19 protein-coding genes are annotated in these 22,730 nt (G+C 65.5%); 11 read left to right on the top strand and 8 right to left on the bottom strand.

Annotated elements, in window-relative coordinates; translation table 11 throughout:
- Positions 1-369 precede the first annotated feature (369 nt).
- On the top strand, positions 370-1,287 hold the full coding sequence (locus ACQP2U_RS39190) for an adenylate/guanylate cyclase domain-containing protein (protein ID WP_433712208.1): 918 nt from the start codon (positions 370-372) through the stop codon (positions 1,285-1,287).
- A 923-nt stretch (positions 1,288-2,210) separates the two neighbouring features.
- Here the strand turns inward: ACQP2U_RS39190 and ACQP2U_RS39185 are convergent.
- Positions 2,211-2,354, bottom strand: coding sequence for a hypothetical protein (locus ACQP2U_RS39185; RefSeq protein WP_169338115.1), 144 nt, complete (start codon positions 2,352-2,354; stop codon positions 2,211-2,213).
- Between the two features lie 175 nt (positions 2,355-2,529).
- On the opposite strand from ACQP2U_RS39185, the gene ACQP2U_RS39180 reads away from it, so the two are divergent.
- The 7 genes from ACQP2U_RS39180 (at position 2,530) to ACQP2U_RS39150 (ending at position 11,790) form a co-directional block, all read left to right on the top strand.
- Positions 2,530-4,242 (top strand): acyclic terpene utilization AtuA family protein, encoded by a 1,713-nt coding sequence (locus ACQP2U_RS39180; protein ID WP_433712207.1) that lies wholly within the window; start codon positions 2,530-2,532, stop codon positions 4,240-4,242.
- Entirely contained in the window at positions 4,239-5,429 is a 1,191-nt protein-coding gene (locus ACQP2U_RS39175; protein WP_433712206.1) for an acyl-CoA dehydrogenase family protein, read from the top strand. The genes ACQP2U_RS39180 and ACQP2U_RS39175 overlap by 4 nt, the downstream gene beginning before the upstream one ends.
- On the top strand, positions 5,426-7,024 hold the full coding sequence (locus ACQP2U_RS39170; protein ID WP_397033826.1) for an acyl-CoA carboxylase subunit beta: 1,599 nt from the start codon (positions 5,426-5,428) through the stop codon (positions 7,022-7,024). The genes ACQP2U_RS39175 and ACQP2U_RS39170 overlap by 4 nt, the downstream gene beginning before the upstream one ends.
- An 8-nt stretch (positions 7,025-7,032) precedes the next feature.
- Entirely contained in the window at positions 7,033-9,105 is a 2,073-nt protein-coding gene (locus ACQP2U_RS39165) for an acetyl/propionyl/methylcrotonyl-CoA carboxylase subunit alpha (protein ID WP_433712205.1), read from the top strand.
- Positions 9,102-10,262 carry an acyl-CoA dehydrogenase family protein gene (locus ACQP2U_RS39160; protein ID WP_433712204.1) on the top strand — a complete coding sequence of 387 codons (1,161 nt, stop codon included), beginning with the start codon at positions 9,102-9,104 and terminating at the stop codon, positions 10,260-10,262. Before ACQP2U_RS39165 ends, ACQP2U_RS39160 begins: the two co-directional genes overlap by 4 nt.
- A 67-nt stretch (positions 10,263-10,329) precedes the next feature.
- Complete coding sequence (locus tag ACQP2U_RS39155) at positions 10,330-11,112, top strand: enoyl-CoA hydratase family protein (protein ID WP_433712203.1); 783 nt, start codon at positions 10,330-10,332, stop codon at positions 11,110-11,112.
- 60 nt (positions 11,113-11,172) lie between these two features.
- Entirely contained in the window at positions 11,173-11,790 is a 618-nt protein-coding gene (locus ACQP2U_RS39150) for a TetR/AcrR family transcriptional regulator (protein WP_433712202.1), read from the top strand.
- 170 nt (positions 11,791-11,960) lie between these two features.
- Here ACQP2U_RS39150 and ACQP2U_RS39145 read toward each other — a convergent pair whose 3' ends face one another.
- Both ACQP2U_RS39145 and ACQP2U_RS39140 read right to left on the bottom strand, forming a co-directional pair.
- On the bottom strand, positions 11,961-12,992 hold the full coding sequence (locus tag ACQP2U_RS39145; RefSeq protein ID WP_433712201.1) for a hypothetical protein: 1,032 nt from the start codon (positions 12,990-12,992) through the stop codon (positions 11,961-11,963).
- Positions 12,993-13,212: 220 nt separating this feature from the next.
- Positions 13,213-13,602 (bottom strand): hypothetical protein, encoded by a 390-nt coding sequence (locus ACQP2U_RS39140; protein ID WP_364353815.1) that lies wholly within the window; start codon positions 13,600-13,602, stop codon positions 13,213-13,215.
- 209 nt (positions 13,603-13,811) lie between these two features.
- Here ACQP2U_RS39140 and ACQP2U_RS39135 point away from each other — a divergent pair, with 209 nt between their 5' ends.
- A complete protein-coding gene (locus tag ACQP2U_RS39135) occupies positions 13,812-14,582 on the top strand; it encodes an SDR family oxidoreductase (RefSeq protein ID WP_433712200.1) in 771 nt (256 codons plus the stop codon).
- A gap of 101 nt (positions 14,583-14,683) precedes the next feature.
- On the opposite strand, the gene ACQP2U_RS39130 is transcribed toward ACQP2U_RS39135, so the two are convergent.
- The 3 genes from ACQP2U_RS39130 to ACQP2U_RS39120 form a co-directional block, all read right to left on the bottom strand.
- Positions 14,684-16,741, bottom strand: coding sequence for an ArnT family glycosyltransferase (locus ACQP2U_RS39130; RefSeq protein WP_433712199.1), 2,058 nt, complete (start codon positions 16,739-16,741; stop codon positions 14,684-14,686).
- Positions 16,738-17,991 (bottom strand): glycosyltransferase, encoded by a 1,254-nt coding sequence (locus ACQP2U_RS39125; protein ID WP_433712198.1) that lies wholly within the window; start codon positions 17,989-17,991, stop codon positions 16,738-16,740. Before ACQP2U_RS39125 ends, ACQP2U_RS39130 begins: the two co-directional genes overlap by 4 nt.
- Before the next feature lie 69 nt (positions 17,992-18,060).
- Positions 18,061-18,696 (bottom strand): class I SAM-dependent methyltransferase, encoded by a 636-nt coding sequence (locus tag ACQP2U_RS39120; RefSeq protein ID WP_433712197.1) that lies wholly within the window; start codon positions 18,694-18,696, stop codon positions 18,061-18,063.
- Positions 18,697-18,909: 213 nt separating this feature from the next.
- On the opposite strand from ACQP2U_RS39120, the gene ACQP2U_RS39115 reads away from it, so the two are divergent.
- Positions 18,910-19,554 carry a TetR family transcriptional regulator gene (locus tag ACQP2U_RS39115; RefSeq protein ID WP_433712196.1) on the top strand — a complete coding sequence of 215 codons (645 nt, stop codon included), beginning with the start codon at positions 18,910-18,912 and terminating at the stop codon, positions 19,552-19,554.
- A gap of 266 nt (positions 19,555-19,820) precedes the next feature.
- Here ACQP2U_RS39115 and thiD read toward each other — a convergent pair whose 3' ends face one another.
- Complete coding sequence (gene thiD, locus ACQP2U_RS39110) at positions 19,821-20,663, bottom strand: bifunctional hydroxymethylpyrimidine kinase/phosphomethylpyrimidine kinase (RefSeq protein WP_433712195.1); 843 nt, start codon at positions 20,661-20,663, stop codon at positions 19,821-19,823.
- Between the two features lie 61 nt (positions 20,664-20,724).
- On the opposite strand from thiD, the gene ACQP2U_RS39105 reads away from it, so the two are divergent.
- The gene (locus tag ACQP2U_RS39105; protein ID WP_433712194.1) at positions 20,725-21,870 is read left to right on the top strand and encodes a GTP-binding protein; all 1,146 of its coding nucleotides are present in this window, start codon (positions 20,725-20,727) and stop codon (positions 21,868-21,870) included.
- Between the two features lie 62 nt (positions 21,871-21,932).
- Here the strand turns inward: ACQP2U_RS39105 and ACQP2U_RS39100 are convergent, their stop codons facing one another.
- Complete coding sequence (locus ACQP2U_RS39100; RefSeq protein WP_433712192.1) at positions 21,933-22,556, bottom strand: NAD(P)-dependent oxidoreductase; 624 nt, start codon at positions 22,554-22,556, stop codon at positions 21,933-21,935.
- Between the last annotated feature and the right edge of the window lie 174 nt (positions 22,557-22,730).

Below are 22,730 nucleotides of genomic sequence, written 5' to 3'. Positions count from 1 at the left end.
TTGAACTACCCGAGTTGCCCTCCCTCGCCGCTCGGGTGACGGGCGCCGACCTTGTCGGGAGGTCCGAGCGCCCCGCGCACCGTCTGCCACTGCCCGGCGGACGATGTGTCATCGGCCCGGTGTGTGAATCCCCTTCCACACCGGGCCGGTGTATGTATTGGGACAATCCGGGCGGCATGTGAACATCCCGGAAACTATGCCCGGCAGCGCTTCCATCCGGAATCAGCCCTGGCTACGCTCGGGGTTCAGCAACCAGTGAGTTATCCATTGGCGGACCCGTCGAAGTGCCCGCTCAGTCTGATCGAGGGGGCGCAGGTGGCGATAACACGTACCCCGCCGACGGTTGGTCGGCTGAGATACGCTCGGGGCGTGACCGAAACACCTTCCGGCGGTGCTGAGCCGGGGACGGAGCCGGAGAACAACGGGGGCGGCCCATCCGAGGTGGCCATACCGTTGGTGCCCGCCGACGAGGACCGATCCGCTCGTCGTCCCGGCTCGGGAATTCGACGCGGTCAGTTCTCCGCCTTGGTGAATGCCGCGAACCAGCGGCCCGACATCATCGGTGCGCTGCGCAAGGCGCGCGAACAACTGCCAGGTGACCCGTCTTTCGGTGACCCGCTTTCGGTTTCGGGTCCCGGAGGTGCCCGCGCGGTGGCGCGCGCGGCGGACAAATTGGTCGGCGATACACCGAGCGCGGCTCGGGAAATCGGGTTCGGCGCACTGCAGGTCTGGCAAGCCATGTTGGAACGCGTCGGCCGCGGTCGAGGTAGCGAAGAAATAACTGTGATGTTCACCGATCTGGTGGCGTTCTCCAGTTGGTCGCTCTCGGCTGGCGACGAGGCGACCCTCGAATTGTTGCGCGGAGTAGCCAAGGCCATCGAACCGCCGATCGCCGATCGCGGCGGTCAGGTGGTCAAACGCATGGGCGACGGCGTGATGGCCGTGTTCACCTCGGCCGATCATGCGGTGCGCGCGGCTGTGCAGGCCAAACGGAATCTCGCCGATGTCAGTGTGCGCGGTTATCGGCCGCAGATGCGGATCGGTCTGCACACCGGCTCGCCGCGCGAGATCGGCGGCGACTGGCTCGGTGTGGACGTGACGATTGCCGCCCGGGTGATGGAGGCCGGAGGCAATGGCAACACCATGCTTTCGCATGCGACATTGCAGGCCCTCGCGCCGGAGACGCTCGACGAACTCGGGTTCTCGGTCAAGCCGTACCGGCGCAGTTTCTTCGCCGCACCGCTGAGTGGGGTGCCGGAGGACCTGCGGATCTTCCGGCTGTGTTAATGGCCGCGGCTTCGCCGCGGCGGGTTCGCGGCCCCCTTGGTCTCGCGTCCGAGCCGTCGAGACTCGCGCCTGCGGCGCATGCGCTTCGACGGCTCGGACGCGAGACGGGCCGCGAACGGGTCGCTCGTAAGACTCGCTCCGTGGTGGTTGGTGGTGGCGGGGGTGTTCGGCACCTGGTGCACGCATGCCGGAAAAGCGGGGCCCGCGACTTCGGCGCATGCGCTTGGACGGCTCGGATGCGAGATGGGCCGCGAACTCCTCGCTCGTGAGGTTCGCTCGGTGGTGGTTGGTGGTGGCGGGGGTGTTCGGCACCTGGTGCACGCATGCCGGAAAAGCGGGGCCCGCGACTGTGGCGTATGCGCTTGGACGGCTCGGATGCGAGATGGGCCGCGAACTCCTCGCTCGTGAGGTTCGCTCGGTGGTGGTTGGTGGTGGCGGGGGTGTTCGGCACCTGGTGCACGCATGCCGGAAAAGCGGGGCCCGCGACTGTGGCGTATGCGCTTGGACGGCTCGGATGCGAGATGGGCCGCGAACTCCTCGCTCGTAAGACTCGCTCCGTTGTGGTCGGTGATGGCGGACGTTCGATATCCGGTGCACGCGTGCTGGAAGGGCGCGACTTGCACCTGCAGGCGCATGCGCTTCGAGGGCTCGGACGCGAGAACGGGCCGCGAAGGGGTCGCTGGTAGGGCTCGCTTCGTTGTGGTCGGTGGTGGCGGGGTGTTCGGCATCTAACGCATGCGGGAAGGGCGCGACTCGCACCTGCAGCGCATGCGCTTCAACGATTCGGATGCGAAACGGGCCGCGAAACGGTAAGACTCGCTCCGTCGTGGTCGAGTGGGTTGTGGGGTGCCTATATCAACCAGGTGATCGCGCAGGCGGCCGCTAGTACGGCGAGCACGCCATTGCGATGGCGAGTGGGGTTCCTACATCAACCAGGCGACCGCGCCCGCAGCGGCTAGAACGGCGAGCACCACCAGGGCGATGGCGAGGGGGCGGGCGGTCTTCCAGGTGGAGTAGGCGCCGCCCAGTAGGAATCCGGCCAGGGCGAACAGGATGACGGACGACATTTGGTCATTCTGCCTCGCGTGGGTCTGCCTGCTGATAGCGCACTGTTCAATTAACAAGCACGCGTGCTTGCTTTTTTCTTGATCCGGTGTGATGCTGGACCCGGAACGCGGACTTCACCGGCGGCGCAACGCGGCGCGCTGGGACGGTTCGCCGCACAGGAGGGCCTTCCAGCTGATGAGTATGCTGGCCGCCGATCCGGAGCTGATCCGAATCGGCAACTGTTCCGGGTTCTACGGTGATCGGCTCAGCGCCATGCGGGAGATGCTCGAGGGCGGGCAGCTCGATGTGCTCACCGGTGACTATCTGGCCGAGCTGACCATGCTGATACTCGGCCGCGACCGGATGAAGGATCCCAGCCTCGGCTATGCCAAGACCTTCGTCCGGCAGATCGAGGACTGCCTCGGGCTGGCGCTGGAACGCAATGTGCAGATCGTCACCAATGCGGGCGGCCTCAACCCAGCCGGGCTCGCGGAGAAGCTGCGCAAGGTTGCCGCGGATCTGGGACTCGATGCCAAGGTCGCGCATGTCGAGGGGGACGACTTGCTCAGCCGGGCAGGCGAGCTCGGCCTCGGATCACCGTTGACCGCGAATGCCTATCTCGGTGCCTGGGGCATCGTCGAATGCTTGAATGCGGGCGCGGATATCGTGGTCACCGGTCGGGTCACCGACGCCTCGGTGATCGTCGGCCCGGCCGCCGCTCATTTCGGTTGGGGGCGAACAGATTACGACCGGCTCGCCGGTGCGGTGGTGGCCGGACATGTGATCGAGTGCAGTACCCAGGCCACCGGCGGCAATTTCGCGTTCTTCACCGAGCTCGCCGATCTGGGGCGGCCCGGTTTCCCGATTGCCGAAGTGCGTAGGGATGGCAGCAGTGTCATTACGAAGCATCAGGGCACGGGCGGTGCGGTTACGGTGGATACCGTTGCGGCACAGCTGATGTACGAGATCCAGGGTGCGCGTTACGCGGGACCCGATGTCACTACGCGGCTGGACAGTATCGAGCTGACTCGAGAGGGTCCGGATCGGGTGTTGATCAGCGGTGTGACCGGTGAAGCGCCGCCGCCGCGGCTCAAGGTGTCGCTCAATACTCTCGGTGGTTTCCGCAATGAGATGGAGTTCGTGCTCACCGGACTCGATATCGAGGCGAAAGCCGAACTGGCGCAACGGCAGCTGGAGTCCTGGCTGCCCGTGCGGCCCGCGGAATTGACCTGGACGTTGGCGCGACTCGACCGTCCCGATGCCGAAACCGAAGAGCAGGCAAGCGCTTTGCTGCGCTGCGTGGTTCGCGATCCGGATCCGAACAAGGTCGGTCGCTCCTTCTCCAATGTCGCGGTCGAATTGGCATTGGCCAGCTATCCGGGCACCAGCTTCACCAGCCTGCCCGGCAATGGTTCGCCGTACGGCGTGTACACGCCGGGATTCGTCGATGCCGCCGAGGTGCCGCATGCGGCGGTGCTGCCGCAGGGCACGCGGGTCGATATCGCACCCGCGTCGGACACGCTGGAATTGGCGGAGGTAGCCGAGCCGGAACTGCCGCAGCCATTGCCCACCAACGACACTCGCCGAGCCCCGCTCGGCACGATCGCGCTGGCCCGCAGCGGTGACAAGGGCGGCAATGCCAATATCGGCGTGTGGGTTCGCACCGATGAGCAGTGGCGCTGGCTTGCGCACATGCTGACGGTGGAGCGGATCAAGCAACTGCTGCCCGAGGCCGCGCCGCTGACCGTCACCCGACACGTGCTGCCGAATCTGCGTGCCGTGAACTTCATTATCGAGGGTCTGCTCGGGCAGGGGGTGGCCTATCAGGCCCGCTTCGATCCGCAGGCCAAAGGGCTCGGCGAATGGCTGCGCTCGCGTCATGTTGATATCCCATTGGAGTTGCTATGAGTCCGTGGAATACACCGGAACGGCGTGAATTACGCGCCACCGTAAAAGGTTTCGCCGAGCGAGAAGTTCTTCCATACCTCGACGCCTGGGAGCGCGACGGCGAGATCCCCCGCGAACTGCACAAGAAGGCCGGAGCGCTCGGGCTGCTCGGCATTCAATTCCCGGAATCCGCGGGAGGTTCCGGTGGTGACGGTATCGACGCCATGATCGTCTGCGAGGAGATGCATCAGGCCGGTTGCTCCGGCGGTCTGTTCGCCTCGCTGTTCACCTGCGGTATCGCGGTGCCGCACATTATCGCCTCGGGTAATGAAGATCTGATCGAGCGCTTCGCGCGCCCGACACTGGCCGGGGAGAAGATCGGCTCGCTCGCGATTACCGAACCGGGTGGCGGCTCCGACGTCGGCCACCTCACCACCACCGCACGCCGCGATGGCGACCACTACATCGTCAATGGCGCCAAGACCTACATCACCTCGGGTGTGCGCGCCGATTTCGTGGTGACCGCTGTGCGCACGGGCGGTCCGGGCTCGGGCGGGATTTCGCTGCTGGTGGTGGAGCGGGGTATGCCCGGCTTCACGGTCAGCCGCAAGCTCGACAAGATGGGGTGGCGGGCCTCCGACACCGCCGAACTGTCCTATGTGGATGTTCGGGTGCCGGTGCAGAATCTGGTCGGGCCGGAGAATTCCGGCTTCTATCAGATCGCCGGTGCCTTCGTCAGCGAGCGGGTCGGGCTCGCGGTGCAGGCGTATTCACAGGCCCAGCGCTGCCTGGACCTGACCTTGGACTGGGTGCGCAACCGAGAGACCTTCGGCCGCCCGCTGATCAGCAGGCAGGCCGTGCAGAATACGGTGACCGAAATGGCCCGCCGCATCGACGTTGCCCGCGTCTACACCCGAGATGTCGTGCAGCACTGGGGGACGGTAGCCGACGCAGTCGGCGGGGTGGGTAGATACAGCGCCGATGGCGAGACCGATTTGATCGCCGAGGTGTGCTTCGCCAAGAACACCGCGGTCGAGGCGGGCGAATGGGTCGCCAATCAGGCTGTGCAGCTATTCGGCGGCCTGGGCTATATGCGCGAATCCGAGGTCGAGCGGCAGTATCGCGATATCCGGATTCTCGGTATCGGCGGTGGCACAACTGAAATCCTGACCGGACTGGCGGCGAAACGATTGGGGTACCAGTCTTGACGACACTACGCACCACCCTCGATACCGCATCGCCGGAGTACACGGCCGCGGCCGAGGCCATGACCACCAAACTCGCCGAAGTGGAGGCCGAATTCGCCAAGGCCATCGCGGGCGGTGGCCCGGATAAGCTCGCCCGGCATCGCAAACGTGGCAAGCTCACCGCGCGCGAGCGCATCGAACTGCTCATCGACGAGGATTCGCCATTCCTCGAACTGTGTCCGCTTGCCGCGTGGGGCAGCGACTTCCACGTCGGGGCGAGTGTTGTCTGTGGTATCGGCATTGTCGAGGGCGTCGAATGCATGATCGTCGCGCCGGATCCCACGGTGCGCGGCGGCACCTCGAATCCGTGGACACTGCGCAAGAACCTGCGCATGAACGACATTGTCATGCAGAACCGACTACCGGTGATCGGACTCGTCGAATCCGGCGGCGCGGATCTGCCGACACAGAAGGAAGTCTTCGTGCCCGGCGGACGGATGTTCCGCGACCTCACCAGGGCGTCTGCGGCTGGAATCCCCACCATCGCTCTGGTTTTCGGCAATTCGACCGCCGGTGGCGCCTATATCCCGGGCATGTCCGACTACACGGTAATGATCAAGGAGCGCTCCAAGGTATTCCTCGGCGGGCCGCCGCTGGTCAAGATGGCCACCGGTGAGGAATCCGATGACGAATCGCTCGGCGGCGCGGATATGCACGCGCGCGTGTCGGGTCTGGCCGATTATCTGGCGGCCGACGAGCAGGACGCGATCCGCATAGGTCGCTCGATTATCAAGCGGCTGAACTGGAAGAAGCAGGGTCCGGCGCCACGCGCCGAGGTGATCGAGCCGCTGTACGACCCGGACGATCTGCTCGGCATTGTCCCGTCCGATCTGAAGATTCCGTTCGATCCGCGCGAGGTGATCGCCCGCGTGGTCGACGGCTCCGATTTCGATGAATTCAAACCGCTCTACGGCAGCAGCCTGGTGACCGGCTGGGCGGAACTGCATGGTTATCCGGTCGGCATTCTCGCCAATGCGCGCGGCGTGCTGTTCTCGGAGGAGTCGCAGAAGGCGACCCAGTTCATCCAGCTGGCCAATCAGTCGAATACGCCACTGCTGTTCCTGCACAACACCACCGGCTATATGGTCGGTAAGGAGTTCGAACAGAAGGGCATCATCAAGCACGGCGCGATGATGATCAATGCGGTCTCGAATTCGAAGGTGCCGCACATCTCGCTGTTGATGGGCGCGTCCTATGGTGCCGGTCATTACGGCATGTGTGGTCGCGCATATGACCCGCGGTTCGTCTTCGCTTGGCCCAGTGCGAAATCCGCTGTCATGGGCGGTGCGCAGCTCGCCGGTGTGATCTCGATCGTGGGTCGTGCGGCCGCGGAGGCCAAGGGCCTTCCGTTCGACGAGGAGGCCGATGCCGGGATGCGCGCGATGGTGGAGGCACAGATCGAGGCCGAATCGCTGCCGATGTTCATGTCGGGGCGGCTGTACGACGACGGTGTGATCGATCCCCGTGATACCCGCACGGTATTGGGAATGGCGTTGTCGGCCATCCACAATGCCCCAGTCAAGGGCGCCGATGGCTTCGGCGTCTTCCGGATGTGAGGGCCACGATGTCGTTGACGAATGTCCTGGTTGCCAATCGCGGTGAGATCGCCCGTCGGGTTTTCGCGACCTGTCGCCGCATGGGAATCGGTACGGTCGCGGTCTACTCCGATGCGGATGCCGCGGCACCGCATGTCGCCGAAGCCGATGCGGCGGTGCGTCTTCCGGGCAGTAGCCCGGCCGAGACCTACTTGCGCGGCGAGCTGATCATCGAGGCGGCCTTGGCCACCGGGGCCGATGCCATCCATCCCGGTTACGGATTCCTTTCCGAGAATGCGGAATTCGCGCAGGCCGTACTGGCAGCCGGACTGGTGTGGATCGGCCCGCCGGTCGAGGCCATCGAACAGATGGGTTCGAAGGTCGCTTCCAAGAAGTTGATGGATGCGGCCGGAGTGCCGGTACTGGCCGAACTCGATCCCGCTGAGGTCACCACAGCGCATCTGCCGGTGCTGATCAAGGCGTCCGCCGGTGGTGGCGGGCGCGGTATGCGCGTGGTGCGCGAACTCGCCGATCTGGAACCCCAGATCGCCGCAGCCCGCAGGGAAGCCGAGTCCGCGTTCGGCGATCCGACGGTGTTCTGCGAGCGGTATCTAGAGACCGGCCGACATATCGAAGTCCAGATCATGGCCGATACCCACGGCACCATCTGGGCCGTCGGCGAGCGGGAATGCTCGATTCAGCGCCGTCACCAGAAGGTGGTCGAGGAGGCGCCCTCGCCGCTGGTCCAGCGGATCGACGGCGGGCGCGGGTCAGGCCAGGAGGCGGCGGCGAAGCGTGATCACGAAGGGTCCCCGCTTACGACCAATGGACAGAGCATGCGCGCGCGACTGTTCGAGGCGGCCAAGCTCGCGGCCGGTGCGATCGGCTACACCGGTGCCGGGACCGTGGAATTCCTCGCCGACGAGACGGGGGAGTTCTACTTCCTGGAGATGAATACCCGGCTGCAGGTGGAGCATCCGGTGACCGAATGCACCACCGGACTTGATCTGGTGCGGACTCAGCTGGAGGTCGCGGCTGGCGGCGAGTTGGCGCTCGCGCCGCCGCCGCTGCGTGGGCATTCGATCGAGGTCCGGTTGTATGCCGAAGATCCGGCGCACGAATGGCAGCCACAGAGCGGGACGGTGCATCGGCTCGATATTTCCTCGGTGGCAAACGAATTCGATGTTCTCGACCGGCCCGGCGTACGCCTGGATACCGGCGTGGTGAACGGTTCGGTTGTCGGCGCGCATTACGACCCGATGCTGGCGAAGGTCATCTCTTACGCCGAGACTCGCGGTGCAGCGGCACGCCTGTTGGCAACGGCCTTGCAGCGCGCCAAGATTCACGGCCTGGTGACCAACCGCGATCTCCTGGTGCGCGTGCTACGCCATCCGGCATTCCTGGCTGGGGACACCGACACCGCATTCTTCGCAACGCACGGGTTGGATCCGCTCTCCGCGCCTTTGGTTTCCGAAGCCGATGAGGCACTGTCCATTGTCGCCGCCGCGCTCGCCGATGCCTCGGCGAACCGGCTGGCTGCCAGAGTCGGCGGCGGGCTGCCAGCGGGCTGGCGGAATCTACCGGCACAGTCACAGCGCAAGTCGTACGAAAGTCGGACCAGCGGAATACATGACATCGGATACCGATTCACCCGAACCGGTGTCGCGGTCGATGGTTACGACGGCCTCGAATTGGTAGCGGCGGGTCCCGAGCGTGTAGTCCTCGCGGTACCCGGCGAACGCGGCGTGGTGCGTAGGCAATTCGATATCGCCCGCTACGGCGAGCTGGTCTGCGTCGACTCGCCGCTCGGACCGGTTTCGGTGCGCAGACTGCCGCGTTTCAGCGACCCGGCCGATCAGGTCGCGCACGGTTCACTGCTCGCGCCCATGCCGGGCAGCGTGATTCGTATCGGCGCGGAGGTCGGCAGCGCCGTCGAACAGGGCCAGCCGATTCTGTGGCTGGAGGCGATGAAGATGGAGCACACCATCTCCGCACCCGCCGCGGGCGTGCTCAGCGTCCTCAATGTCACTGTCGGCCAGCAGGTCGATGTCGGCGCCGTGCTCGCCGTCGTCGATCCCACCGAATCCCAGGAGAACTCATGAGTTTCATCGAAACCGACGAGCAGAAGGCGCTGCGATCCGCGGTCGCCGCGCTCGCCGCTAAGTACGGCTTCCGCGATTATGTGCTGCCGAAGGCGCGCAAGAACGAGCCGCTCACCGAATTGTGGGATGAGGCAGGCAAGCTCGGCTTCCTCGGCGTGAATCTGCCGGAGGAATACGGCGGCGGTGGCGCGGGCATGTACGAGCTCGCGCTGGTGATGGAGGAGCTGTCCGCGCAAGGTGCGGGCCTGCTGCTGATGGTGGTTTCTCCGGCGATCTGCGGCACCATCATCACCAAATACGGCACCGACGAGCAGAAGCAGCTCTGGCTGCCCAAACTTGCCGACGGTACCGCCAAGATGGTCTTCGGTATCACCGAACCCGACGCCGGTTCGAACTCGCACCAGATCACCACCACCGCGCGTCGTGACGGTGACGACTGGATCCTCAACGGCCGCAAAATCTTCATCTCCGGTGTGGACCAGGCCGAGGCCGTGCTCATCGTGTCGCGCACCGAGGACCACAAGACCGGCAAGCTCAAGCCCGCGCTGTTCATCGTGCCCACCGATGCCCCCGGCTTCATCAAGACGCCGCAGGAAATGGACATCATCGAGCCGGACCACCAGTTCACGCTGTTCCTCGATGACGTGCGCCTGCCGTCGGATGCCCTGGTGGGCAAGGAAGATGCCGCGCTCATGCAGCTGTTCGCGGGTCTCAACCCCGAGCGCATCATGGGCGCGGCGATGGCCGTCGGCATGGGCCGCTACGCCATCGACCGTGCCGTCGAATACGCCAAGGAACGCACGGTGTGGAAGACGCCGATCGGTGCGCACCAAGGCATTTCGCATCCGCTCGCCGCGGTGAAGGTCGAGGTGGAACTGGCCAGGCTGATGATGCAGAAGGCCGCAACGCTCTACGACGCGGGCGATGAGATGGGCGCGGCCGAGGCCGCGAATATGGCGAAATACGCTGCGGCCGAAGCCAGTATCAAGGCACTCGATCAGGCCATCCAGACCCACGGCGGCGCGGGCCTCACCAAGGAGTACGGACTCGCCGCGATGCTCGCGGCCGCCCGCATCGGTCGCATCGCCCCGGTCAGCCGCGAGATGGTGCTGAATTTCGTCGCCCAGTACTCGCTGGGCCTGCCGAAGTCCTACTGATATCCCGCCCTCGTCTTCCGATGCCGGGGCGACGAGGGCGGGCTCGGATGCCACGACAGGAGGCTCGATGACCGAGACATCCACCGCGCCATATGTGCGTTACGAGGTCGGCAATGGATTCGCGACGCTGACATTCGACTCGCCGCACAACCGCAATGCGCTGTCCTCTCGGCTGGTCGCCGAGTTGATGCAGGGTCTCGACGATGCCGCAGCCGACCCCGCCGTGCGCGGCATCGTGCTCGCGCACACCGGCAATACCTTCTGCGCGGGCGCCGACCTGAGTGAGGCCAGCAATGCCGATCCGGCCGTTGCCGCCGATGAGCGCACCCGGGTGATGATCGGCGTACTGCGCCGGCTCGTCGAAACACCGAAGCCGATCATCGCCCAGATCGACGGCAATGTGCGCGCCGGTGGCATGGGCATCGTCGCGGCCTGTGACATCGTCGTCGCCGGTCCCGGCAGCAGTTTCGCACTCACCGAGGTGCGAATCGGATTGGCGCCGTTCATGATTTCGCTGACCCTGTTGCCGCGGCTGAGCCCGCGCGCGGCCAGTCGCTACTACCTCACCGGCGAGAAGTTCGGCGCGGATATCGCCGAGCGGATCGGTCTTGTCACCATTACCGCCGACGATCCGGCGGCCGAGGTGGCACGACTGGGCGCTGAGCTGCGCAAGGGTTCCCCGCAGGGCCTCGCCGAGGCCAAGCGTCTGGTCAACGCGGGCATCCTGGCCGAGTTCGACAGCTCCGCCGAGGAGCTGGCGAAACGTTCCGCGAGCTGCTTCGGCACGCCAGAGGTACAGGAGGGCATGATGGCCTTCTTGCAGCGCCGTCCACCGACCTGGGCAGAATAGCGCCGTGACATCGCCGACGACCAATGCCACCACGGCCGCCAGCCTGTTCGGAGTGAACTGATGGTGACACACCACGAACCCAAGCAGGACCGCAGCCGGATCACCCGGCAGCGCCTGCTCGAGGCGACCATCGACTGCCTGGCCGAAAAGGGTTGGGCGGCGGCGACGGTCTCGGTCGTCGCGGAACGGGCCGGGGTGTCACGGGGCGCCGCCCAGCATCACTTCCCGACCAGGGAAGACCTGATCACCGCCGCACTCGAGTACATGTTCGACACCCGCACCCAGCAGTCCAAGGATGAGGCGCTGGTGATGGCCGCACTGGCCGGCGGGGTCGAGCGCACCGAGGCGGTGGTGGCTGGTCTGGTCGACTCCTACACCAGCCCGCTGTTCAAAGCGGCGCTGCAGGTGTGGACGCATGCGGCGGCCGATCCGGCACTGCGGGAGCGAATTGTGCCGCTGGAGGCCAAATTTGGGCGTATTTCGCATCGCCGGGCCGTGGCGGCGCTCGGCGTGGACGATAATGATCCGGTTACCCATCACCTCGTTCAGGCGACACTCGATATGGCACGCGGGCTCGGTCTGGCCGATGTCCTGACCGACGACTCGGCGCGCCGCAAACAGATCGTCTCGCAATGGGCGGCCACGCTGCACGCCGCATTGCACCCCCCACCGCCCTGAGCCCGGCGCCCCAGCTGGGGCCGGGCTGAGTTGCCAGGCCGGAGCTGAGCCGCCGGGTGGAGCTGATTTCTGCTCGAGCCGATGCCGGGTAGAGCTGGCGGATTCGAGTACACGGGCGGCGCTGATCGTCTGAGGGAGCTGAGTCGCCGATTGGGCTAAGGCATCAGCCGCTACTCCTCGTTGGGACCTTTCGCCGGTGAGACACGCTCGAACCAGACGGCCGTTTCATCCGGGGTGAGCACCCGTTCCAGGGTAAGGTCGCCGACCATATTCGGGAAGAACCGTCCGGCCGGCCAACTGCGTTGGTACGGAGGCGGGTCCAGCACCAGCAGACGGGTGCCGTCGACGACCGGAATATCGGAGGGCGTGCCCTCGTTCCAGATCCAGCTGCCATCCGGCGCTACCAGATTGAACGATCCGGTGGTGTGCACCATGCCGGGCACATCGCGGCACATCGCGACCGCCTCCGCTGACGGCGCCTCACCCGGAATATGCCCGCTGCCGATGAGGGCGTCGGCGAGCAGGGTGTGCAATTGGAAGTTGTCGCCGATGCCGGTCATGCGCATGGCGTAGCCGGTGTTGGTCTCGCGGTGCAGCACGATGACCGGCTCGTCGTCCAGCACGCTCAACGCGTAGCCGAGGCATTTATCCCACCGGTCCGAGATTTCGCCGAGTGCGTCGTGCCGCTCGCGGATGATCTCGCGACCGGAGTGTCCGAAATCCTGTCGAACTTCCTTGTGCGACAGCATGGCCAGCGCAGCCCGATTCCAGTCGGCGAGCGTCCACCACGACAGTGTCGGGCCGAAGCCGAAGTATTCGAACAGTTCCGGGTCCAGCTCGACATGCTCCGGGTCGGGGGCTTCGCCGACATCGGCGGTCGCCCACTGCTGCGCGAATTCGGTTGCGCTGTCGAGGGATTCGGCGAGATTGGCAAGCACGCTCGGCGCGCATACCACCGGATCCGCGCCACCTTCGACGCACGCGCCGATCAGGACCGCGATATTGGCTCGCGGTCCCGGCGGTACATCTGTCAGCACATCGGCGAGCAGTTTTCCGCCCTGCGCCATTTCCTCCGGAGTCGCCGATTGGTAGAGGCGATGCAGCTCCATGTGGGCTTGTTGCTGTGCTTCTGGGTCCTGCGCGCGCACCGCGCGTTCGAAGTCGAATACAGCGTCTATGAATCGATCAGTGGCCGAGCTCATCCCCGTACGCTAACACCTTGCCCCCCAACCACTTTCCGCACAAGCGCGTCGTCCAATAGCTTGCCTCGGTAACAACATGCGCTCCCGCGCGCCTTTTGTCACGCCGCGCACGAAATCGCGGGGGAAACCATGCGTGGCGCGCGAATCGGTGCGCGGGAACAGTATTTGTTGGCCTACCGGGGCATCGGCGATTGCCGACGCAACGCTGTCGGGCGGGTGACTAGCACAAGCCTTGCTGCTGAAGGTGCCCTTCATCGACGGCGTAGGAGGTGGAACCGATGAGGACGCCGAGGAGTCCGCCGATGATCAATCCCGGAATCGCGCCGACGAAGAAGAGGGGCAGACCCGCGATGCCGCCGATAGTGGCGCCGAGCAGACCACCGACCAGCGTCCTGACCTCGATGGTGTCGCCGGGTGCCAGGCACTGGCCGATGAGGTCGGCTTGCGGGGTCGGTTCGGTTGCCGCGGCGATCGGCTGGGTCGCGACCGGTGCGGTCGGTTCCGGTGATTCACCCGGTGCGGCTGACGCGGTCGAGGCGAAGCCGACGGTGAGCGCGATGGCGACAAGCGCACCGATGACGGTCAGGACGAATCTCGAAATGCTTCTCACGGTTTTCCTGGTGGTTCGAAGGGTTGGCGCGACTGAATCATCATTCCCGGAGTTCGCGGCGTGCGAAAGGGTTTCGGATGAATGCCGCATTAAGAGGATTTCGAGGAAGTAGGTAAAGGAATCTCGAGGAATCGGATGTCACACTCGGTCGTCCTGCGTCGTCCTCCCTGTGAAAGCGGAACAACGCAGCGAAATCAGGAGCGGGAATCATGTCGAACATCAAGGTAGCGGTGGCCGGAGCGACCGGACGGCTGGGCCGCCACGTCGTGGATGTGCTGAACGAGCAGGGGCATGAGGTCGTCGCATTCTCCCGCGCCAACGGCGTGGATATCGAGACCGGCGTCGGACTTGTCGAGGCGCTCAACGGTGTGGATGTCGTCATCGATGCATCCAGCACGCCGTCCGCGGATCAGACCATCGCGACCGAATTCTTCCGAGCCGCGGCGCGCAACCTGCACGAGGCGGGGCAGAAGGCCGGTGTCGAGCGGCTGGTGGTGGTGTCCATCATCGGCATCGATGGCTCGCTCGCCGGATACAACGCCGCGAAGCTGGCGCATGAGGCCGCGCTGCTCGAAGGGCCGTTGCCGGTGCAGATTCTGCGCGCGGCCCAGTTCCACGAGTTGGTCGAGGTGATGATGCAGTGGGGGACCCAGGGCGACATCGCCTATCTGCCGAAGATGCGCACCCAGTTGGTGGCGGCGCGGGCGGTGGCCGAGGCGCTGGTGGAACTGGCGGTGAATCCGTTGCCGGAGTCGCTCGATGCGCCGTTCCCCGAGATCGCGGGACCGCAGCCGGAGACGATGGCGGGTGCGGCCGGTTTGCTCGCCGCCAAGCTCGGTGCGCCTGCCCAGGTGATCGAGTCGAGTGACGAGGCGAACCCGGATCGTGCGCAGTACGAGAACGGTGGGTTGCTGCCCGGGGCGCACGCCGAGTTGGCCGGTCCGACGTTCGCCGAATGGGTCGAAGCTACTTACGCCTGATACACAACGCGATTCGCCCGGTGCGTGCACCGGGCGAATCGCTGTGCCGGATCCGCGCCCGTCCCGTGAGCTCGGTGCGGATCCCGGCAGCAGGATGCCGATTAGTGGGCTGCGGTCAGGTCGTAGAGCGTGATGCCGTCGACTTCTGTCGCGGTGAAGTTCTCTTCCACCCACTTGCTGATCTCGCTGCTGGTGCCGGAGCGGCCGAATCCGGAACCGCCGTCCGCACCGCCGCGATTGCCACTGCCGATGAAGTAGTGGATCTTGCCATCGGCGACGTACTGCTTGAACTGATCCAATGTCGGCGACGGATCGCTGCCGTTGAAACCGCCGACCGGCATGACCGGCAGTTCGGTGGCCAGCTGGAATCCGGCGGCGCTGTTGGAGCCGGTGGCGGCGGCGACCCAGGTGTAGTCGGAGCCGTTGTTTTCCAGCAGTGCGATGACCGTCGCGCTCGGCCTGCTCGCGCCGAGCAGACCACCGGCGGGGCCGCCCATCATCGGATTGCCCGCTTCGTTGGTGCCTTGTTCTCTCGCCTGCGCGCCATTGCGGCCAGCACCATTCGTGTTGCGGCCGTCAGCATTTCGCGCACCGGGGATGCCGCCGCCGAAGCCGCCTTCGCCACCGGGACCACCGTTGCCTTCGGCCCACGGTGGAGGTCCGAACATCCCGAACCGCCCGACATTCGGTCCCGCCGAAGGGATCCCGCCCTCGTGTCCGGTCGAAATGGTCTGGGCGGAATACGCGACGGGCCCGGCCAATCCGGCGAATGCGGCGGCCAATGCCGCGATCAGGGCCACCTTCCGCGGTGTGGGCAGCAGCACCATGATGGTCGCGAGCACACCGACCACCAGCACCGCCCAGCGCAACCACGGCACAAAGCTCGAGCTGCGCGACAACAACATCCACGACGTCGCGGTGGTCAGGCCGACCGCAAGTCCGGCGAACAACCGGACCCACAGTCGATGCCGATCTCGCCACAGCTGCACCGCGCCGATACCAACCAATGCCGCGATCGCCGGAGCCAGCGCCACCGTGTAGTACTGGTGGAAAATGCCCGCCATGAAGCTGAAGGTCAGCCCGGTGACCAGCAGCCAGCCGCCCCACAGGATCAGCGCCGCGCGCCGTCCATCGGTGCGGGCAGCCTTGCCGCGCAGGAGAATTCCCGCAACAAGCGCGACCAGTGCGGCGGGGATGAGCCAGGCGATCTGACCGCCCTGCGCCGGTTCGAACATCCGAGTGATCCCGGTGTTGCCCCACATGCTGCGGCCGCCACCGGGCGGCATATCGCCACCACCACCGGGGATGACGCTACCGCGTTCGTTGCCGTTCAGTCGGCCGAGACCGTTGTAGCCGAGGGTGAGTTCGACGATCGAATTGTGTTGCGACCCACCGATCCACGGCCGTGAAGATTCCGGCCACAGTTCGACCGTGAGCAGCCACCAGCCCGCCGCGGCGATCATCGACAAACCCGCCGCGAGCAGCTGCAGGATCCGCTTGCCGAGTTTGGGCGGACCCGCGAACAAATAGGTCAGCGCCAGTGGCGGCACCACCAGCAGCACCTGCAATTGCTTGGTGAGGAACCCGAATCCGATGAAGACGCCGGTGAGTACCAACCAGCGGGTGCGCCCGTCCTCGACCGCCCTGGTCATCGCCCAGGCCGCCGCGATCATCAGGAATACCAGCAGCGCATCCGGGTTGTTGAATCGGAACATCAGTGCGGCAACGGGCGTCACCGCGAGTGCCAGTCCGGCGATGAGACCGGCCGCCGGGCCGAATGGCCTGCGTACCGTGGCCCACACCAGCGCCACCGAGGCGACGCCGAGCAGCACCTCCGGCACCAGGATGGTCCAGGAATTCAGTCCGAACGTCCGCACCGACAGTTCCATCAACCACAGCGAGGCCGGTGGCTTGTCGACGGTGATCGAGTTCGCCGCATCCGAGGAACCGAAGAAGAAGGCCTTCCAGGACTTCGAACCTGCCTGTACCGCGGCGGAATAGAAGGAATTCGACCACCCGCTGGCGCTGAGGTTGCACAGGTAGGCGATTGCGGTGCTGAGCAGCAGTACCGCCAATGCCGGGTATTCCCAGCGGCTCTCGCGTTCGGGGCGCGAGTGCGGCGGTACCGCTGTCGACGGTGGCGTGAGCGTAGCGGTCACTGGTGTCCGCCCTCGGTGACCATCGTGCGGATGGCGGTCGGGTTACGGAAGACCCAGCGCAGGCCGACGAATCGGATCAGCGTGGCAATGAGATTGGCAACCACGAGTACGAACAATTCCAGATGAACGGCGGCGTCGGGGGCCCATCGGTGCAAGGCGAACAACGAGCCGCTGGTGACCAATAAGCCGAAACCGAAGATCAAGAGACCTTGGAATTGATGTGACACAACGCCATTCGATCCACGCACCCCGAAGGTGAAGGCGCGGTTGGCGGCGGTATTGCCGACCGCGGTGATCAGCAGCGCGACGAAGTTCGCGACCTGCGCGCCGGTCATCGGCTGCAACACCAGGTACAGCAGCATATAGGCGAGCGTGGAGATGACGCCGACGATGGCGAACCGCACCACCTGCCCGACCATCCCCAACGGCACACCGGGCACCAGCGGTTCTCGTCCGACCGAGCGGCGCAGCTCGTCCAACGGCAGCGCACCGGTTGTCAGGCCGCGCAGCAGTCGCCACACGCCGAGCAGATCTTTGCGCGCGGTATCGATGATGTCGACCCGGCTGTCCGGATCGTCGATCCAGTCGACCGGCACCTCGTGGATGCGCAACCCGGCGCGCTCGGCGAGCACCAGGAGTTCGGTGTCGAAGAACCATTCCCCGTCTTGCACCAGCGGCAGCAGCCGCCGCGCCACATCGGTGCGCATCGCCTTGAAACCGCACTGCGCATCCGAAAAACGCGCCTGCAGTGAGGCTTTCAAGATCAGGTTGTAGCAACGGGAGATGAACTCGCGCTTGGGTCCGCGCACGACTCGCGACGCCGCGTCGAGCCGGGTGCCGATGGCCAGATCGGAGTGCCCCGAGATCAGCGGAGCGACCAAGGGCAGCAGCGCGTTGAGGTCGGTGGACAGATCCACGTCCATGTAGGCGACGACCTGGGCGTCGGAGTGCTCCCACACCGCGCGCAGCGCGCGGCCGCGGCCCTTGGCGTCGAGGTGCACGACGCGCACGTCATCGAGTTCGTCCGCGAGCAACTCGGCGACCTGCATGGTGTCATCGGTGCTCGCGTTGTCGGCTACGGTGATCCGCGCCGGGAACGGGAACCCGTCGCGCAGGTAGGCGTGCAGCCGCCGCACGCAGATGCCCAGATCGGCTTCTTCGTTGTAGACGGGGATCACGACGTCCAGCACGGGCGTGATCACCGTTTCGGTCATTTCCGCCCGGTGCGCGGCGGTCGTCGATTCGGTCATGCTGACTACCCTCGCGAACCGCGCTGGCCCCTAGCTGGGCCCTACCTGTGAGGTTCCTGGGGACCGTGGCTAGCGCATCCGCCGAATACGCAACACGGTGTCGGTACGCAGACCGACCTGTCCCTCCGGTCCCGTTATTTCCCGCTCGACCGCATCCTTGGTCTCCACGCTCCAGTCCGCCCCGAGCGCCAACCCGTCGAGCACTTCGTCCATCGTCGGAAAGTGCACGTCATGTCGGTCTTCGATAAACGAAGGCCACCCCGCATGCCCCGCGATCAACAAAACCCCACCGATCCCGACCGCCTCCGCGGCTCGCCGCAAAACCGTCGTCCGCTCGTCGTCCTGTGCGACCGGTGAATGAAAGAATTGCGCCGAGACCAAATCGAACTCCCCGTCCGGAAATGATTGCGCCAGATCATGTTCGGCAAACACGATGCGCTCGCCGACACCCGCCTGCTCGGCATGTACGGCCGCCCGGCGCAGCGCTGTCGACGACACATCGACGGCGGTAACCCGCCAGCCCAGCCCCGCCAGCCAAACAGCGTCCGCACCCTCACCACAGCCGAGGTCCAATGCGGTTCCCGGCGCGAGCGATGCGGCCTCGCGCACCAACAACGGATTCGGCTTCCCGGTCCAAATCTGATCCCGATCCTGATAGAACCCCTCCCAGAACTCCTCGGTGCCGGTTGTGGTGCCCTCGCTCATGCGCCGCTCTCCCATCGCGTATTTCGGCTGTTTTCGCATGATGTATGCCGCGCCCGCGAAAACGCCAACCTTCTTGCCGTTTCGGCAACAGCGTCCAGCGAGGTCGGGTGTAGGGATTGGTACGGTCGGATTGTGATGCGCAGTGGGCGGGGAGTGGATGCGGGGACGCCCAGGCGGGTCGATGCTCGGACCGAGCGGTGGCGGGAGCATCGGGTGAAGGTTCGGGCGGAGTTCGTGGATGCGGCGTTGCGGGCGCTGGACAAGTTCGGGCCCGAGGTGAGTATGGGAGATATCGCGAAGGAGGCCGGGGCGGCCAAGCCCAAGCTTTATCGGCACTTCGAGGATAAGACCGACCTGTACAACGCGATTGTCGACCGGGTTCGCGACATGCTGTGGGAGCGGATCGTTTCCAGTGCTGATCTGACGAATGATTCGGCGCGCGAGTTGATTCGGCGGGGCGCGGCCGAATATGTGCTCGTGGTGTCCGAGCATCCCAATGTTTTCCGGTTCATGCTGCACAGCCACTTCGCCCAGCGGGCCGATGAATCCGAGCGGGCACTGCAGTCGGCTCGGCAATCGGCCAAGCGGGCCGCGGATCTGTTCGCCGGACTGCTCGCGGATAAATCCGTCGAAGTATCCAGCGTCGAACTCGTCAACTATTCGGTATTCGGTGCGGTGGCCTCGGCCACCGACTGGTGGCTCGGCGCGAACCGGCTACAGGCACACACCATGCCGACCGAGAAATTCGTCGCCTACCTGGCCGAGATCATCTGCGCACTGGTCGAGGCGAACGCACGGCTCAACGGCATCCGCGTCAATGCGGATCTACCGCTGCACCTCGCCTTCGCCGGCGACTGACGTGTGGCACCGACCGCGAGCGCGCCATTAGCGGTCGGCTCCCGCAGCCACTTCGAACCACATCGTTCTCGCCAACCGCATCATCGAGGCCAACGGTGGCTGCGATGCCCACAGTATGCCCCGACCCACCGACAAGTTTCGGTACCCGTCGCGGCATTAGAAGCCGATGTAGTTTTTGTGCGGCACGGTCGGCTCGACGGTCTCGCGCAGCGTCATCGGCACGATCATGCTGTCGCCGGGATGGAGGTACACCCCACGCCAATCGGTCAGGAGTGGGACAGGCGCCAGAGCGGGGAGACGGGGCCGTGGCCTGCGCCGAGATCGTAGGAGGCGGCTAGGCAGCGGTAGGTCCATTCCTTGGCGAATTCGACGGCATCGGGAACCGAGTAACCGTTGGCGAGGGCGCATGCGATGGCCGCGGCCAGGGTGTCGCCGCCGCCGTGGTCGTTGCCGGTGGTGATTCGCGGTGCGGTGAATTCCAGAAAACGATCGCCGTCGAAGAGCAGATCGGTGCTCACCGCCGAGGAGCGCAGGTGCCCGCCCTTGACGATCGCCCACTGCGCGCCGAGCTTGTGCAGCGCCTGCGCCGCCCGCCGCGCCGAGGCGTCATCGATGACCTCGATTCCGGTGATCAACCGCACCTCGTCGAGATTCGGCGTCACCACCGTGGCGAGCGGAATCAGCGTGTGCCGCACCGCGTCCAGCGCCTCCGCGTGCAGCAATGGATCGCCGTGCATGGATGCCGCGACCGGATCGACCACCAATGGCGTCCGATCCCGTCCGATCCCGACTTCCTGACACACCTGTGCCACCGACTCGATGATCGCGGTCGAAGCCAGCATCCCGGTCTTTGCCGCGCCGACCCCGATATCTCCGACCACCGCACGCACCTGGTCGGCCACGACCTGCGGAGGAATCTCGTGGAACCCGCTCACTCCGACCGAGTTCTGCACCGTCACCGCCGCCACCGCCACGCATGCGTGCACCCCGCACAAGGCCATGGTTCGCGAATCGGCCTGAACACCAGCGCCGCCGCCGGAGTCGGTCCCGGCGATAGTGAGGACACGAACCGGGGTCTGCCCGTCGGGCACAAGCGGCAGGAATTTCACAACCCAGACCCTACTCAGCGTTGACCCAACGGAAATAAATGAAAACCATTATCATTAACGTGTGACCACCTCATCGACCCCTGACCTGCTGCCCGTTACCGTGCTCTCCGGCTTCCTCGGCGCTGGCAAGACGACCCTGCTCAACCACATCCTCGCCAATCGAGACGGTCGCCGTGTCGCGGTCATCGTCAACGACATGAGCGAGGTCAATATCGATGCCGCGCTCGTCGCCGGGCAGGGCCACCTCGACCGCACCGAGGAGAAGCTGGTCGAACTGACCAATGGCTGCATCTGCTGCACGCTGCGCGAGGATCTGATCGAGGCGGTCGGCAGGCTCGCCCGCGAAGGCCGCTTCGATCAGTTGGTCATCGAATCCACCGGCATCTCCGAGCCGATGCCGGTCGCCGCGACCTTCGACTGGGAATTCGAGGACGGCTTCGAACTCGGCGATATCGCTCGCCTCGACACCATGGTCACCGTGGTGGACGCCTCCACCTTCCTCGCCGAAATCGCTCGCGGGCAGGCCCTCGCGGAGCGGAATCTGGAAGCGGGCGAAGGCGATACGCGCACGATCGCCGACTTGCTCGTCGACCAGGTCGAATTCGCCGATGTCCTGCTGATCAATAAGACCGACCTGGTCAGCGACAATGCCGCCGGAACCGTGGAAGCCACTGTGCGACGGCTCAATCCGCGCGCGCATGTGCTGCGCACCGAGAAGGGAGCGGTAGATCTCGCGGAGGTCCTCGCGACCGGTCGCTACAACCCCGTCGTGGCCGCCGAATCCGATGGCTGGGCCGAGGAACTCGCGGGCGGCCACACCCCGGAAACCGAGGAATACGGCATCCGCAGCCTCACCTACACCGCCGAGCGACCCTTCCACCCCCACCGTCTCGGCGAGGTCCTCACCCAACTGCGAGGCATGTTGCGCAGCAAGGGTTTCTGCTGGCTCGCGACTCGCCCCGACCTCGCCGTAATCTGGTCCCAAGCCGGTCCGAACCTCACCTTCGAACCCGCCGCCTGGTGGTCCGCCCTCGAAGTCCCCGCGGGCCAAGAAATCGTCTTCATCGGCATAAAACTCGACGCCGCCCACATCCGTGCCCTCCTCGACGGCGCCCTGCTCACCGACGACGAATTCGACGCGGGCCCCACCACCTGGACCACCTATCCCGACCCATTCCCCACCTGGGGCGCTCTCCACCAGCACTGACCTGGACAACCGATCACCAGGCAAACGTCGAGAGCGCCCCACCACCGCCGCATTCTCGACCGCTAGTTGGAGATGCCGGGAGCCTGGTGAGTGTAGGTGGGATCGGTGAGTTGGGTGAGCATGAAGGCGGCGATGTCGGCTCGGGCGATTTTGAGCGACAGGCCCTTGGCGTCGGCGGGAAACCCTTGGCGGTAGGTGTCGGTGCGGGGGCCGTCGGTGAAGGCGCTTGGGCGGACGATGGTCCAGTCGAGGTTGCTGGCGCGGACGTACTCTTCCTGCTCGACGTGGTCGGCGTAGGCCTCGCGCAGCAGCATCCCGAACATGACGTACTTCCAGAGGAAGTTCAGGTTGCCGCGGCTGTCGCCGACGCCAAGGGTGGTCTGGCAGATCAGGCGTTTCACACCGGTCCGGTCCATCGCCTCGAGCACCGCGCGGGTGCCCTCGGCCCGGATGACGCCCTTGCGGCCCGCACCGAGCGAGATCAGCACCGCATCCTGCCCGACCACCGCCCGCTCCACTGAATTCGTATCGAGCACATCGCCCTCGACAATGTGCAGCCGCTCGTGCCGCTGCCGCACGTTCGCGGCATCGCGAGTGAATGCGGTGACCTCGTGCCCCTGTTCGAGCGCCTGCTCGACGACCAGCCGACCGACGGTGCTGGTGGCTCCGAATACTGCGATACGCATGATGTTCTCCTGTGTCGAATTTGCGGTGCGCCCGGGCCCTACGTGGTTACGCAGGCTGCCGCCTTCGGGCCGGACACTCGCACCGCGGGTGTTGGAAGCTGTTGAGCTGTTGGTGAATCCAGTACATCAACGGAGAACGAGACGAACCATGGCCGCGCGTCTCAGGACCATACG

Origin of the sequence: Nocardia sp. CA-084685 (assembly GCF_050955785.1) — a bacterium.
Lineage (GTDB): Bacteria > Actinomycetota > Actinomycetes > Mycobacteriales > Mycobacteriaceae > Nocardia.
This window is presented reverse-complemented; position numbering and strand designations above follow the sequence as displayed.

Excerpts from the sequence above, each read along its gene's own strand:
- ACQP2U_RS39185 (WP_169338115.1), bottom strand. The coding sequence starts at position 2,354 with ATGTCGTCCGTCATCCTGTTCGCCCTGGCCGGATTCCTACTGGGCGGC.
- ACQP2U_RS39180 (WP_433712207.1), top strand. The coding sequence starts at position 2,530 with ATGAGTATGCTGGCCGCCGATCCGGAGCTGATCCGAATCGGCAACTGT.
- ACQP2U_RS39175 (WP_433712206.1), top strand. The coding sequence starts at position 4,239 with ATGAGTCCGTGGAATACACCGGAACGGCGTGAATTACGCGCCACCGTA.
- ACQP2U_RS39165 (WP_433712205.1), top strand. The coding sequence starts at position 7,033 with ATGTCGTTGACGAATGTCCTGGTTGCCAATCGCGGTGAGATCGCCCGT.
- ACQP2U_RS39160 (WP_433712204.1), top strand. The coding sequence starts at position 9,102 with ATGAGTTTCATCGAAACCGACGAGCAGAAGGCGCTGCGATCCGCGGTC.
- ACQP2U_RS39155 (WP_433712203.1), top strand. The coding sequence starts at position 10,330 with ATGACCGAGACATCCACCGCGCCATATGTGCGTTACGAGGTCGGCAAT.
- ACQP2U_RS39150 (WP_433712202.1), top strand. The coding sequence starts at position 11,173 with ATGGTGACACACCACGAACCCAAGCAGGACCGCAGCCGGATCACCCGG.
- ACQP2U_RS39145 (WP_433712201.1), bottom strand. The coding sequence starts at position 12,992 with ATGAGCTCGGCCACTGATCGATTCATAGACGCTGTATTCGACTTCGAA.
- ACQP2U_RS39135 (WP_433712200.1), top strand. The coding sequence starts at position 13,812 with ATGTCGAACATCAAGGTAGCGGTGGCCGGAGCGACCGGACGGCTGGGC.
- ACQP2U_RS39125 (WP_433712198.1), bottom strand. The coding sequence starts at position 17,991 with ATGACCGAATCGACGACCGCCGCGCACCGGGCGGAAATGACCGAAACG.
- ACQP2U_RS39120 (WP_433712197.1), bottom strand. The coding sequence starts at position 18,696 with ATGAGCGAGGGCACCACAACCGGCACCGAGGAGTTCTGGGAGGGGTTC.
- ACQP2U_RS39100 (WP_433712192.1), bottom strand. The coding sequence starts at position 22,556 with ATGCGTATCGCAGTATTCGGAGCCACCAGCACCGTCGGTCGGCTGGTC.